Origin of the sequence: Methylotuvimicrobium buryatense 5G (assembly GCF_000341735.1) — a bacterium.
Classification (GTDB): Bacteria; Pseudomonadota; Gammaproteobacteria; order Methylococcales; family Methylomonadaceae; genus Methylotuvimicrobium; species Methylotuvimicrobium buryatense.
Genome location: NZ_KB455575.1, coordinates 1,847,765 through 1,861,003 on the forward strand (window position 1 = coordinate 1,847,765; position 13,239 = coordinate 1,861,003).

Annotated in this window: 11 protein-coding genes; 3 read left to right on the forward strand and 8 right to left on the reverse strand. The window is 48.0% G+C overall.

Annotated elements, in window-relative coordinates; translation table 11 throughout:
- Positions 1–246: 246 nt before the first annotated feature.
- The 4 genes from METBU_RS0108245 to METBU_RS0108260 all read right to left on the reverse strand — a co-directional run bounded on the left by METBU_RS0108245 (position 247) and on the right by METBU_RS0108260 (position 6,078).
- A complete protein-coding gene (locus METBU_RS0108245; protein ID WP_017840163.1) occupies positions 247–1,167 on the reverse strand; it encodes a branched-chain amino acid transaminase in 921 nt (306 codons plus the stop codon).
- 37 nt (positions 1,168–1,204) lie between these two features.
- Positions 1,205–4,075, reverse strand: a complete 2,871-nt coding sequence (gene glnE, locus METBU_RS0108250) for a bifunctional [glutamate--ammonia ligase]-adenylyl-L-tyrosine phosphorylase/[glutamate--ammonia-ligase] adenylyltransferase (RefSeq protein WP_017840164.1) — start codon at positions 4,073–4,075, stop codon at positions 1,205–1,207.
- 309 nt (positions 4,076–4,384) lie between these two features.
- Positions 4,385–5,149, reverse strand: coding sequence for an ABC transporter permease (locus tag METBU_RS0108255; RefSeq protein ID WP_017840165.1), 765 nt, complete (start codon positions 5,147–5,149; stop codon positions 4,385–4,387).
- Positions 5,149–6,078, reverse strand: a complete 930-nt coding sequence (locus METBU_RS0108260; protein ID WP_017840166.1) for an ABC transporter ATP-binding protein — start codon at positions 6,076–6,078, stop codon at positions 5,149–5,151. The genes METBU_RS0108255 and METBU_RS0108260 overlap by 1 nt, the downstream gene beginning before the upstream one ends.
- A 161-nt stretch (positions 6,079–6,239) precedes the next feature.
- Here METBU_RS0108260 and ppx point away from each other — a divergent pair, with 161 nt between their 5' ends.
- Positions 6,240–7,739, forward strand: a complete 1,500-nt coding sequence (gene ppx / locus METBU_RS0108265; protein WP_017840167.1) for an exopolyphosphatase — start codon at positions 6,240–6,242, stop codon at positions 7,737–7,739.
- Positions 7,740–7,745: 6 nt separating this feature from the next.
- Positions 7,746–8,996 carry a hypothetical protein gene (locus METBU_RS0108270; protein ID WP_017840168.1) on the forward strand — a complete coding sequence of 417 codons (1,251 nt, stop codon included), beginning with the start codon at positions 7,746–7,748 and terminating at the stop codon, positions 8,994–8,996.
- A 45-nt stretch (positions 8,997–9,041) separates the two neighbouring features.
- Here the strand turns inward: METBU_RS0108270 and METBU_RS0108275 are convergent, their stop codons facing one another.
- On the reverse strand, positions 9,042–10,046 hold the full coding sequence (locus METBU_RS0108275; RefSeq protein WP_017840169.1) for a cytochrome-c peroxidase: 1,005 nt from the start codon (positions 10,044–10,046) through the stop codon (positions 9,042–9,044).
- A 351-nt stretch (positions 10,047–10,397) separates the two neighbouring features.
- Positions 10,398–10,880 carry a flavin reductase family protein gene (locus METBU_RS0108280; protein ID WP_017840170.1) on the reverse strand — a complete coding sequence of 161 codons (483 nt, stop codon included), beginning with the start codon at positions 10,878–10,880 and terminating at the stop codon, positions 10,398–10,400.
- Positions 10,881–11,197: 317 nt separating this feature from the next.
- Between METBU_RS0108280 and trxC the strand changes: the two genes are divergently transcribed.
- On the forward strand, positions 11,198–11,635 hold the full coding sequence (gene trxC / locus METBU_RS0108285) for a thioredoxin TrxC (RefSeq protein WP_017840171.1): 438 nt from the start codon (positions 11,198–11,200) through the stop codon (positions 11,633–11,635).
- 172 nt (positions 11,636–11,807) lie between these two features.
- Here the strand turns inward: trxC and METBU_RS0108290 are convergent, their stop codons facing one another.
- Both METBU_RS0108290 and METBU_RS0108295 read right to left on the reverse strand, forming a co-directional pair.
- Positions 11,808–12,110, reverse strand: coding sequence for a chaperone modulator CbpM (locus METBU_RS0108290; protein WP_017840172.1), 303 nt, complete (start codon positions 12,108–12,110; stop codon positions 11,808–11,810).
- Between the two features lies 1 nt (position 12,111).
- Positions 12,112–13,065, reverse strand: coding sequence for a DnaJ C-terminal domain-containing protein (locus tag METBU_RS0108295; RefSeq protein ID WP_017840173.1), 954 nt, complete (start codon positions 13,063–13,065; stop codon positions 12,112–12,114).
- Positions 13,066–13,239: the final 174 nt, after the last annotated feature.

The following is a 13,239-nucleotide window of genomic DNA, read 5'->3' on the forward strand; positions in this document are numbered from 1 at the left end:
CCCCTTGTGGGAGCGACGCCTTCGTCGCGATTTCGAAGCCACTGATGTTCAATATCCGCAGATTTATCAAACAGCACCGCTTCCAAGTATACGGCGACCTCTGTTTAGCAAGTTTACCGATATTTGGGTATAACGGCGAGCGGTCCTCCATGGGAACCCATACCTTCGCTGCCGAGGCAAGATCGGTATGCATTCCCTCGCTGAGCGTGGGAACAGTAGCGAATAGGGAAGTTATACAGCCATATCCTAAACGTAACTCAACCATTCTTGATGGTCGGCGCGTCTGCCATGCACGTAGTCGAAATACAGCGTTTGCAGTTTTTCGGTTATAGGTCCTCTAGTACCGTTTCCGATGGACCGACCGTCCAATTCGCGGATCGGCGTCACTTCGGCTGCGGAACCCGTAAAGAAGGCTTCGTCGGCGACATAGATTTCGTCGCGCGTGATACGTTTTTCAGACACTTCAAAGCCCTGCTCTCTCGCAATCGTTATTACCGTATCGCGGGTAATGCCTTCAAGCGCCGAAGTAGTTTCCGGAGTATAAATTTTACCGTTACGAACGATAAATAAATTTTCGCCGCTGCCTTCCGCCGCAAAACCTTCATGATCGAGCAATAAAGCTTCGTCATAACCGGTCGCCAAAGCTTCCTGGAGAGCCAAGATCGAGTTGATATAATTGCCGTTCGCCTTGGCCTTGCACATCGTACTATTGACATGATTGCGCGTATAAGAGGATGTCCTGACGCGAATGCCTCGCTCCATGTTTTCGGCGCCGAGATAAGCGCCCCATTGCCAGGCCGCGATCATGATATGCACTTTCAGGTTATCGGCTCGAAGCCCCATTCCTTCGGAACCGTAAAAACACATGCTTCTGATATAGGCGGTTTCCAGATTATTTTTGGAAACAGCTTCGCAATGCGCTTGATTGAGCTCTTCCTTACCGTAAGGCATGGTCATATTGAGAATCTTTGCGGAACGAAACAATCGGTCGGTATGTTCGGCCAACCTGAAAATCGCCGTGCCTTGCTCGGTCTTATAAGCCCGTAAACCTTCGAAAACGCCGGCACCGTAATGCAGCGTGTGCGTCAACACATGGACTTTGGCCTCCCGCCACTCCACCCATTTGCCGTCCAACCAAATCAGCCCGTCTCTATCGTCCATCGTCATTATCGTGTCTCCACTTCAACTTGAAAAATGCTTGTCATTATTCCATCACCTGTTGCCATATGCGTTCCACATGAGCTCTCAATACTGCAAAATCCTCTTCCGAAGCCACGGCCTTATCACCTTGCAGTGCTTGTTTGTGCCCGTAGTCGCGATAGCAACAATAAGCCCGTTTGAGCTGCTCGGTCACCGGCTCCGATAAAGTCCCGATTTGAGCCAACCCATCCAACAATCGAACATTATCGGTATAGGTTACCAAGGACCCGTTAGCTGCCGCCTGATCTAAAATGCAGAATTGTACTATAAACTCAATATCGGCAATACCACCTTTGCTTTGTTTTAAGTCGAACTCGCCGGCTTTGGTCGTATCGAGATTTTCACGCATTTTTTCGCGCATCTCACGCACTTCCTTTTTCAAGGAATAATGATCCCGGGGCATGCACAGAATTCTGTTGCGAATCGCCTCGAACTCGGTTTTTATCGCAGGGTCGCCGGCAATAAAGCGCCCTCTCACCAAGGCTTGATGTTCCCAAGTCCAAGCATTATCGCGCAGATAGTCCTCGTAAACATCGACATGATTGACCAATAAGCCGGCATTGCCGCTTGGCCGCAAACGCATGTCGACTTCATACAAAATCCCGGACAACAGACGCGTATTGAGCATCTGCATGACTTTTTGCCCGAGCCGCCCGTAAAAATGCGAACAACTGATCGGTTTAGCGCCGTCGGTCAGCGCATGAGTATCCTTGCTGTCGTACAAAAAGACCATATCAAGGTCGGAACCATAGCCTAGCTCGATACCGCCCAATTTACCGAAACCCAAAACACCAAAGCCGATCGAAACATTATCGGTATTCGGCGGAGCGCCGTGTTTGTCGGTCATGATCCGCCAACATAGCGAGACGGTGCGCTCGACAATTGTTTCGGCGATATAGGTCAAATAATCGCTGACCACCATGATAGGGATAATACCCATGATATCGGCGGCGGCTACCCTAAGCAGATTGATATGCTTAAACTTACGGAGCACCATCATCAATTGCTCTGTATCTTGAATGTTGATATCGGCCAACATCTCGGCAAGTTCGGCTTGCAAGGCTTGCTTTTTCAGAGGTTCGTACAACGAACGGGTATCGAGCAATTCATCGAACAACACCGGATAGTGAGCCAAATAATCGCAAATCCAAGGACTTGCCGCGGACAATTTGACCAATTGCGTCAGCGCTTCGGGATTTTCGTAGAGCAATGATAAGTAGACATTGCGCCCGGCTACCGCTTCGAATAAACGTAAAAGACGCTTCAAGGTTTCATCCGGGTTTTCGACTTGCCGCACCGACTCCAGCAGTTGCGGCATCAAGCGGTCCAGCACAGCCGCCCCTTTGGCGGTGAGCCGTTTGACAGCCGGCGATTTCTTGAATTCACGGATTTGAAGCAATATTTCTTCGGCACTGCTAAACCCTAAATCCAGCAGTTGCAAACAAAGCTCTTCGTCGTCCGCATGCCCAGCCCAAATCGATTCGGCCTCGAGATTTCTTTTATCTTGTTTGGAAAGCGAAAAAACCAGATCGAATTCGTCATGGACTTGCCGGCGAATATCGTCCAGCTTCGCTTTAAATTGCGGCCAATCAGAAAAACCCATTGAATAAGCCAGGATGAGTTGAACCGGGGGATCTTGCGGCAGATCGTGAGTTTGTCGGTCTTGATATTGTTGAATGTGATTTTCGGCTTCGCGCAGAAACCGGTAATGACCGATCAATTGCTCGGCATCCTGGGGCGCCAATAACTCCATCTCGCCCAACCGCTGTAAAACCTCGAGGATACGTCTATTTTGCAAAGACTTTTCCTGGCCGCCGCGGATTAATTGAAAAGCTTGTCCGATAAATTCGATTTCGCGAATGCCGCCGGGACCGAGTTTAATATTGTCGAGCCTGTCCTTGCGCTGCAACTCTTGCGTGATTTTATACTTTAACGAACGCAGTTCCTCGAACGCGCCGTAATCGAGATAACGGCGATACACGAATGCATGCAGCATCTTCATCAATTGCGGACCGGTGTATTCATCCCCTGCAACCTGACGGGCTTTGATCATCGCATAGCGTTCCCATTCGCGCGCCTGGGTCAGATAATAATTTTCCATGCCGTCGAAGTTCATGATCACAGGACCGCTATCGCCAAACGGCCGAAGCCTGATATCGGTTCTGAACACGAAACCGTCGGCAGTGGTTTCATCCAACATCTTGACCAGCTTACGGCAAATTTTGCTGAAAAATTCGCCATACGTGGTTTGTTTTCTATCGCTTAAAACTCCGTCTTCGGCGAATGCGAAAATCAAATCGATATCGGAAGAATAGTTCAATTCATAGGCGCCGAGCTTACCCATGCCGAGCACCACCATTTGCTGGGCTTGGCCGCTTGTAAGCATTGGCGTGCCGAATTTATCGCAGGCTTGCCGGTATAAAAAATCCAAGACAAAACGAATGCAAGCTTCGGCTAGCCATGTCAACTCATGCAAGGTTTCTTCGAGCGTCGCCCAACCGGCCAGATCGCGCCAGGCAATACGGACCATTTCCCTATTACGCAAGCGTCGCAGCGACACCATCAATTCGGCTTCGCTCTCATCCGTCAATTTCGATAGCTTTTCGGCATACTGCGTCTCGGCATAAGCCTTAAACAACTCGTCCGACTCGATCAAATCGAACAACATTTCGGGTCGGCGAATGCAACTATCGGCCACGAAAAGGCTCGATGTCCAAACCTTAACCCACGAAGCTAATAAGAGTTCGGGATAATCCGGAACGGTCGTTAATAATGCGGTTTGCTCGTCCCATTGCTGCAATTTTGCCTGCACGTTTTCACTCAGTTCAGGAGGGAGCTTTTGCAATTGCGATTGAAGTTGGTCGATTAAAGTCATAGATAGTCGAAGAATTGAATAAGGCGGATACGCAAGAGCTTTTTATCCTAGAAAAAGCATTTCACCATGAAGATCATGAAGAATAAGGGAGTCAATTTAATAACTTATTACCTGATTAGCAAGATGCTTCAGCTTGCCGAAGCCAAGTGTCCGAGCTGAGGCCAGTTGTAGCCGCAGCCACTTCTGCGGGACGGGGTTGAAAACCCTGTCCTGCTAGGATCTCCTGGTTTTTGGGCTTTAGCTGAAGAAACTTGCTAATCAGGACTTGTTATCCGTTTAGTATTAATTTCAACTTTACGAGAACATAACCTAATTTTTTATACCGACGCCTTTATGCAACAAATACAGACTAAATAGAGAAAGAAAAACGATAAAACCGCCGGTAATCGCAAACGCTATTTGAATATCGACATCGGTCACGTCGATCAGGCCATAACGAAAGGCGTTAATCATGTAGAGTATCGGATTACCCAACGAGATTTTTTGCCAGATGCCCGGCAGCATCGATACCGAATAAAACACGCCGCCGAGATAACTCAACGGCGTGAGCACGAAACTAGGTATGATCGCAATATCGTCGAAACTGTCGGCAAATACCGCATTGATGAAACCGGCCAATGAAAACAAGGTTGCGGTCAACACGAATACGGCAACGGCAATCCAAGGATGAGCGACATCAATGCGAGTAAACAGCAGCGAAATTAAGGCAACGACCAAACCGACCATAACGCCTCTAACGATACCGCCGCAGACATAACCGGCCAGAATCACCCAATTCGGCACCGGTGCAACCAACAGCTCTTCGATATGCCGCTGAAATTTAGTCGAATAAAACGACGAAACGACATTCGCGTAGGAATGGCTAATCACCGACATTAAAATAATTCCGGGTACGATGTATTCCATATAACTCGCGCCATCGATAGCACCGATGCGATCGCCGATCAATTTACCGAAGATCAAAAAATACAATGCTGTGGTTACGGCCGGCGGCAAGAGTGTTTGCGGCCAGATGCGGGTAAATCGGCGCACTTCTTTGACTACGATGGTTTTGAATGCAATAGCGCTGTTCATTAAGTGGCTCCTTGCTGCTTCGTCGAATCGATCAAATCCATAAACAATTGCTCGAGCCGATTCGATTTATTTTTGAGACTGGCGACCTGAATGTTTTGTTCGGACAGCAACGCAAACAACTTATTCAGCCCCTCCTCTTTCGGCACGCCGACGTCCAATGAACGCTCGGACAGTCTTTCGATTTGATAGCCGGGTATCACTGGTGCCGAAGCTATCGGAGCGGCCAAATCCAATAAGAAATGATTGACATGCAAGCGTTCCAACAATCCGGCCATATCAGAATGTTCGACGATACGCCCATGATTGATGATTGCAATATTGCGGCACAGGCTTTCGGCCTCTTCAAGATAGTGCGTCGTCAAAATAATCGTCGTGCCCTGCCGGTTGACTTCCTGCATCATTTCCCACATCGAACGCCTGATTTCTATATCCACGCCGGCAGTCGGTTCATCGAGAATCAATAATTTCGGCGCATGCACCATTGCCCTGGCGATCATCAAGCGCCGTTTCATACCTCCCGACAATCGCCTCGACACATCGTTGCGCTTATCCCATAAATCCATTTGCTTCAAACAAATTTCGGTGCGCCGAATCGCTTCTTGACGCGGCATGCCGTAATAGCCGGCCTGATTAAGTACAATCTGTCGCGGCGTTTCGAATTGATTGAAATTGACTTCTTGCGGCACGATGCCGATACAGTTTTTAGCCTGATTTCGTTGTTTCTTCAAATCGTAATCGAATATCGTCACATCTCCGCCAGATGCTGTGACAAGAGAACTGACGATACCGATAGTGGTCGATTTACCTGCGCCGTTCGGCCCGAGCAATGCAAAAAAATCGCCGGCTTGAACATCGAGATCGATGCCTTGCAACGCTTGAAAACCGTTATTATAAATTTTAGTAAGATTACGAATGGATAGAGCATTCATCGGAAAAGTAACACTTAACGCAAACCTGCAAATAAGTTAAATTAGGCGCCTGCCCGCCGTATATTACGATACGCGTTTGGCTTCGATATTTCGATTTAGCAGACAAAACCGTGCAATTCTATCAGAAACCCAACATTCTCGCCGACTAAACTGGAAAGACAGTGCCTCAAAAAATACCCGAAATCGTAGCCGCCGTGGACCTCGGGTCCAACAGCTTCCATATGATCGTGTGCAGCTTAAAAGACGGCAAACTACATATTATCGACCGAATCAAAGAAATGGTCCGACTAGCTTCCGGTCTCGATAAAAAGAATCATTTAAATTTGACCACACAGAAAAGAGCCCTCGAATGTCTTGAGCGATTCGGTCAGCGCATTGGTAATCTTCCTCCCGAAAGCGTTCGTTGCGTCGGGACTAGTACCTTACGCAACGCGACGAATTCAAGACAATTCATTCTCAAAGCCGAACGCGCATTAGGCCACCCGATTCATATCATTTCCGGCGTCGAAGAAGCGCGCTTGATTTATCAGGGTGTCGCCTACAGCTTAAGCAGCAGCGCCACGAAACGATTCGTGATGGATATCGGCGGCGGCAGCACCGAATATATCATCGGCACCGATGATAAGCCACGAATCAAGGAAAGTTTGAATATGGGCTGCGTGTCGGTCAGCAACTTGTTTTTCCCGGACGGCAAACTGTCCGTACAAGCGGTCAATGACGCACTACTGTTTGCCCAACAAAAACTCGAACCCCATCAAAAGTTTTATAACCGAAAAAACTGGGATGAAGCCATCGGCGCGTCGGGTAGTTTAAGGGCTATTCAAAAAGTCTTGGAAGCTACCGGTTGGAGCAATAACGGCATTACGCAAGATGGGCTCGACAAGTTAATGGAACGAATCAGATCGGCAAAGCACATTAACGAACTGAACCTACCGGAACTCGACCCGGAACGCTTGCCGGTATTCCCTGGCGGCGCCGTGATCGTCGCCGCAACCTTCAAAGCCTTGGGTATCGAGCAAATGACGATATCCGATGGCGCTTTACGCGAGGGTTTGGTCTATGACCTATTGGGGCGCATCTATAATCGGGACATACGTTCCGAGACCGTGCAAATGCTAAGCGAACGCTATCACACCGATCAAGCTCATGCGGACCGCATTAAAAAAACATTACATACGATGCTGAAACAAATCGAACTTTTTTCGGATGACGATAACAAAGAAAACGGCATTAACTTTTTGAATTGGGCCGCCGACTTGCATGAAATGGGCCGAGACATCGCACACAGCCAATACCATAAACATGGCGCCTATATTATCGCTAATGCCGATCTTGCCGGCTTTTCCAAACAGGATCAAGCCATAGTATCGGTTTTAATTAAATCGCATCGCAGAAAATTTTCAATGGAACGCTTCGAAGGACTTTCCGACCCATGGCGACAATATGCGCCGTTCATGACAATATTGCTTAGACTTGCGATATTGCTCCACCGCAATCGTAATGACATTGAATTACCCGAATTTTCAATAACAATCGTTAAAACTAAACTAAAATTAACCTTCCCTGAAGACTGGCTCGACCAGTCGCCGCTGACCCGTGCCGATTTAAAAAAAGAGGCCGATTATCTAAAGGCAGCCGGATTCAAACTATCCTGTTGCTAACTTTTAATGTTACTGCTTACCCGTTTTTTATTCGCCTTATTCACCGCACCGCCGGTACTTTTGGCCTTAGTCATACTGTATGCAGTAGAGCCCGAACCTTCGGTTCAAGCCGATTGGCAAATGAATGACGAGGATATCGAACGGGCTAAAGAAATTTTCGAAGGCAGCCCGGTTAGCGACAACATCAGAACTGTCGAGCTAAACGAACGGGATTTGAACATAGCGCTGGACTACATTCTCGATAATTATCTAAGCAGTCATTCAATACTTACACTTGATGATACATCGATAGGTTTTAAAATATCACTGCACTTACCGAAAAATCTCTTCGGTAAATATCTTAATCTGCAGTTCAACTTAGCCAAAACGAACGGCTCGACACACATTCATTCATTAAAGATTGGGCTCGTCGAATTCGCCGACGAACTTGCCGAGTGGCTGATTAAGAAAACCATCAAATATGCCCACCTAAAACAGCACTATATACTCGTAACCGAGCAAATTCTGGATTTTCATTTCACCAAAGAAAACCTGAGATTAACCTACATCACCGATCCGGCTTTCGCCGAACACACGGCCGATTTATTACATCGCGCCAAAGACCGTCAATCGATGATTTTTTATCAACAAAAACTGACCGAAGTGATCGATAATCACGATCCTGAGTGGCTTTTATCGCTAGCGGACCTGATTCAACCGCTGTTCAAACTCGCCCATCAACGATCCAGCCTAAAGACGGCCATCAAGGAAAACCGAATCGTGATTTTCACGATCAACAGCTATGTCAACAAACACGAAACGATGCCCTATCTACCTAGAAATATCACCGCCAAGCCGCACACTGAATATCCGGTATTTTTGTATCGAAGAATCGATCTAGCCAAGCATTTCATCGCATCGGCAACACTAACCGCAACCGGCGGCGGTCATTTGGCGAATATGATAGGACTGGAAAAAGAATTGAGTGATGCGAGAAGCGGCAGCGGGTTTAGTTTTGTCGATTTAGCCGGCAATCGTGCCGGCATGCGTTTCGGTCAACTGGCCGTATCGAACCCTGAAAATGCGCGCCGTTTGCAGCAGGCGATGGCTGAAATCAAAGACTACACGGCGTTCATGCCGGATGTCAGGGATTTGCCTGAAAACCTAGACCGATCCGCGTTCAAAAAAAACTACGGAACGGTTTACAGCCCGAAATATCAAGACATGTTGATGTTGATTGATAATCGTATCGATCAACTGGAGATCTATCAGGATTAGCGAACGTCTAGCGCAACAAGCTAGACGTTCGAATTAAATAAAAGCTTATTTGGCAAGACGCCCCGGAGTACTCGGCAATATCGGCATACTTTGTTTTGGAAATTGCCCCGTCAGTCCGTTCAAGAACGCAACGATATCTTCAATATCCTCATCCGGTAAATCTTTGTCCAACTGCAATTTGCCCATCACTTTAACGGCTTTCTCCAAAGTAGAGACCGAACCGTTATGGAAATAAGGTGCGGTTAACGCTATGTTGCGCAAAGTCGGTACTTTCCACATATGTTCGTCTTCTGGATTATTGGTAACTTCGGCGCGGCCTTTGTCTCTTTTGAATTTATATTGCGCTTCAAAATAACCGTTGCTGTTCACAGGAAATTTTTGATACGTACCTGCACCGTTGAATGCCGGCCCGCTATGACAAGCCGTGCAACCCAGTTCAGCCATTTTATTCATGCCGCGAACTTGTTGTTCGGTGAGGGCCGATTTGTCGCCATTGACATATTTATCATAAGGGCTGTTCGGAGTAATTAGCGTTCTTTCATAAGCGGCTATCGCCTTGGTAACGTTTTCTTGGCTGATCGAATTTTCACCGAACACCTTAGTAAACGCCTCATGATAACCCTCGATAGCTTTCAAACGGGCAACCACGGCGTCCCAGTCTTTCATACCCATTTCGATAGGATTGGCCACGGGGCCTGCGGCCTGTTCCTCGAGACTCGCAGCACGGCCGTCCCAAAACTGCACTTTGTTGAAGGCCGCATTCCAAACAGTCGGCGCGCTTCTGCCACCGGTCTGGGCGTTTACGCCCATAGAATTCGGACGATTGTCCTCGCCGCCGAGCATCGTGTTGTGACAAGAAGCACAAGACACAGTACCCGTTGAAGACAAGCGAGGGTCATGATAAAGCATTTGACCTAGTGCCACTTTTTCAGCAGTCGTTGGATTATCGGCAGGCTCCGGCGCCTTCGTGGGCAATGCTTCCCAAGCATAAGCACCCGATACCGAACCGGCTAAAACCAGAGCTGTCACCAGCGAACGAATTTTAAACATACTATCCTCCTAATTATTATTAAACTTATTAAACGACATAAGTCGACATATACTTCGCGCGGCCACATTTTCGGCTTTCTGACTCGCTCTTTTGTCCGATAGCTGCGTTACGAAAACAGTTACATAGCTTGCTATGCGCCTGTTTTCGCGCCTTGCTACCGAACAAAATAGCATTGCCATAAAATCCGTAACCATGGCCGCGCGAAGTATAACCGGAACATCAATTCGCGATGAATGATCGAACCAGCTTTGCACACTGCACACGAATTGTATGCCAAGCAATCAGTTAGGTAAAACCGAAATCGTTACATCGCGCCAACCGCATAACGTAGCGCGCTCAATGCCTTAACCTTATTCCGACAAAGCGCGATAAGCCGACCGGAAATAAAGCAACGGCGAACCTGATCGGCACACGACATCCTGTACTTCGCCAATCATAATCCAATGAGTGCCCGCTTTGACTTTTTCGACAACCTTGCATTCCAGACTTGCGAGGCAATCGTTTAAAATCGGCATACCGCAAATGCCATTTTCCCACGATACATTCGCAAAACGCTCTTCCTGACTAGCGCCGCCGGCAAATTGATTAGAAACCTCTTCTTGTTCCGCAGTGAGAATATTGACCGCGAAATGCCGACTTTCTTCAATACCGTCACCGGTATCCGCATTTTCATTGATGCAAACCAAAATTTGCGGCGGCTCCAGCGAAACACTGCAAAAAGAAGTTGCGGTCATGCCTTGCGTGCCGTAGCGTTCGGTATTTGTTGTAATAACCGTCACACCGCTCGCCCAAAGTTGCAGAGCGTTTTTAAATTCATTTGCTTCAACAGCCATTTTTTTCTTTGTATCCTTTTTAAGTGATTGGACAGATGCCGATTGAATATAAGGCCGGACATTATAGGGTAAATTGTTTTCATATTGAAAAACTTAGTCGGTTTTTCGAGAAGATAGGAACATAGCATGACATCAAAACGATGCCAATAAAAAGCTCGGTTAGTTGACTGAAAGCTCATTAATACGAAAAAATCCGACCGGAACCAACCTGACGATGTTAACTTTATTCACAAAAGATGTTTGAATCGTATTAAAAGACCATAATAGACATTCTATAAAAGCAAGTCGATTCCCAAGAACAATCCCGAGAAAAAGCGATGAAGTCAATCCATATTGCCTGCCCTGATTGTAATGCGATCAATCGGTTATCGTCGGAGCGCATCAAAGACCATCCTGTTTGCGGCCGATGCAAAAAACCGTTATTCACCGGAAACCCCATCGAATTAAACGATCAAAATTTTACTCGACATATCGAACGCAACGATATTCCGGTCGTCGTCGATTTTTGGGCCCCTTGGTGCGGGCCCTGCAAGACCATGACACCGGTTTTTAAAACCGCCGCAAAAAACCTGGAGCCGGCCTTACGTTTCGCTAAACTAAACACCGATCAAGCACAAGACATTGCCGCGCAATACAGTATTAAAAGTATCCCGACTTTGATTGTATTTGCTTCGGGAAAAGATATTGCCCGACAATCGGGCGCGATGGGGCAAACTGATCTGATTCGTTGGTTGAAGCAATTTTGTAACGCTTAATGAAAGCTTCCACATCTAGCCGGCTAGGTCGAGTTAAGCGGAGTCGAAATCCGACATATCGATGGAGAAAATGTCGGGTTACGCTAGTGATGTAGCCCGGATGAAGTGAAACGAAATCCGGGGCTTTTGAAGCGCCCAATTTCTCGTATTCCGCTTACGATAGCTGTCACACTTAGCTTCCGTACCGTTGCCGTAGCATTTCGATTTCTTCAAGCAGCTCGAGCACCAATGCAGCACCGGGTAGATTTATGCGAAGATCGCGCTGAAGCCGTTGAACGGCTTGAAGCCTTTTCAGCGCGTCCGCCCCGAAACGCCAGTCGCCGATTTGAGAACCTTCCGGCTCCAAAACGCCCTCCTCGACCAGTTCGATTATCCACTCGGCGCTGGTTTGTCCGAGCATGCACAATTCAAGCAACGTAAAACGGGTATTATCATCCAGAACGGTTACGCTGCTTATGATAATTTCATTGCTCATACTAGACTCCCATCCCGACTCTCGGATTCAGCGGCATCGCTTTTGCCATTTGTTCGTAAATCGCTTTATCGGCATCAGACTTGGCTGGAGGCACGACAACTTTCAAAACGGCAAACTGATCGCCGGGCGGATTGCCGGGTAAGCCTCGCCCTTTCAACCGCAGCTTATGGGCGGTTTGCGAACCGGGCGGTATTTTCAATTCGACCGCGCCGCCCAGCGTCGGCACGGCAACCGTTGCGCCCAAGGCAGCCTCCCAAGGCGTTACCGGCAGTTCCAAATAGATATCGAGCCCTTCGGCATGAAAAAGACGATGCTTTCTGAACGCAATTTCGAGATACAAATCGCCTTGCCTACCATGTCCGATGCCGGGCCCGCCTTGACCGGTCAGACGGATTTGTTGCCCAGCCTTCACGCCTTTGGGAATTTTGACGTTCAATGTGCGCGTTTTATTGATCATGCGCCCGGCTTCATCGAGCTCAGGGATTTGTAAGCTAATTAGGCGAGAAGCGCCGTGATAGGCATCTTCGAGATCGATCAGAATTTTAGCGCGATGGTCTTGTCCTTGTGCCGAAAACGACCGGCTATAGGCTTGTCTGCCTGCACCGAACGGCCCGCCTCGCCCGAACAGCGATTCGAAAAAGTCGCTGAAACCCGACGTGTCGCCGCCGGTAAAGCCGCCGCCGGAAAATTCGAAACCGACATCCCAATCGGGCGGCGGCGTAAAAGGCTGACCTTCGCGCCATTGACTGCCGATGCGGTCGTAGGCTGCTCTTTTTTGAGGATCTTTCAGGACTTCATAAGCCTCGCCGACTTCCTTGAATTTTTGTTCGGCATCGGGCTCCTTGCTGACATCGGGATGATATTTTCGCGCCAGTTTACGATAGGCGCGCTTGATCTCGTCTTGAGTCGCGGTTTTTTCGACGCCCATTATTTTGTAATAGTCTTTGTATTCCATCGATAAACCTTTCCTTATCTGTTTCTATCCTACAGGTTTCATGACTCCATAGGGTACGCTGCACTTAGAGCACCCTACAATTTATGTGTAAAAACGAGCGACTTAACATGGGGCCGTTTAGTGCCGCTTCTGAGGCACGGGAATCAGAGCGTCCCTGACAGCATTCCCACGCCG

Excerpts from the sequence above, each read along its gene's own strand:
- METBU_RS0108245 (WP_017840163.1), bottom strand. The coding sequence starts at position 1,167 with ATGACGATGGACGATAGAGACGGGCTGATTTGGTTGGACGGCAAATGG.
- glnE (WP_017840164.1), bottom strand. The coding sequence starts at position 4,075 with ATGACTTTAATCGACCAACTTCAATCGCAATTGCAAAAGCTCCCTCCT.
- METBU_RS0108255 (WP_017840165.1), bottom strand. The coding sequence starts at position 5,149 with ATGAACAGCGCTATTGCATTCAAAACCATCGTAGTCAAAGAAGTGCGC.
- METBU_RS0108260 (WP_017840166.1), bottom strand. The coding sequence starts at position 6,078 with ATGAATGCTCTATCCATTCGTAATCTTACTAAAATTTATAATAACGGT.
- METBU_RS0108270 (WP_017840168.1), top strand. The coding sequence starts at position 7,746 with ATGTTACTGCTTACCCGTTTTTTATTCGCCTTATTCACCGCACCGCCG.
- METBU_RS0108275 (WP_017840169.1), bottom strand. The coding sequence starts at position 10,046 with ATGTTTAAAATTCGTTCGCTGGTGACAGCTCTGGTTTTAGCCGGTTCG.
- METBU_RS0108280 (WP_017840170.1), bottom strand. The coding sequence starts at position 10,880 with ATGGCTGTTGAAGCAAATGAATTTAAAAACGCTCTGCAACTTTGGGCG.
- trxC (WP_017840171.1), top strand. The coding sequence starts at position 11,198 with ATGAAGTCAATCCATATTGCCTGCCCTGATTGTAATGCGATCAATCGG.
- METBU_RS0108290 (WP_017840172.1), bottom strand. The coding sequence starts at position 12,110 with ATGAGCAATGAAATTATCATAAGCAGCGTAACCGTTCTGGATGATAAT.
- METBU_RS0108295 (WP_017840173.1), bottom strand. The coding sequence starts at position 13,065 with ATGGAATACAAAGACTATTACAAAATAATGGGCGTCGAAAAAACCGCG.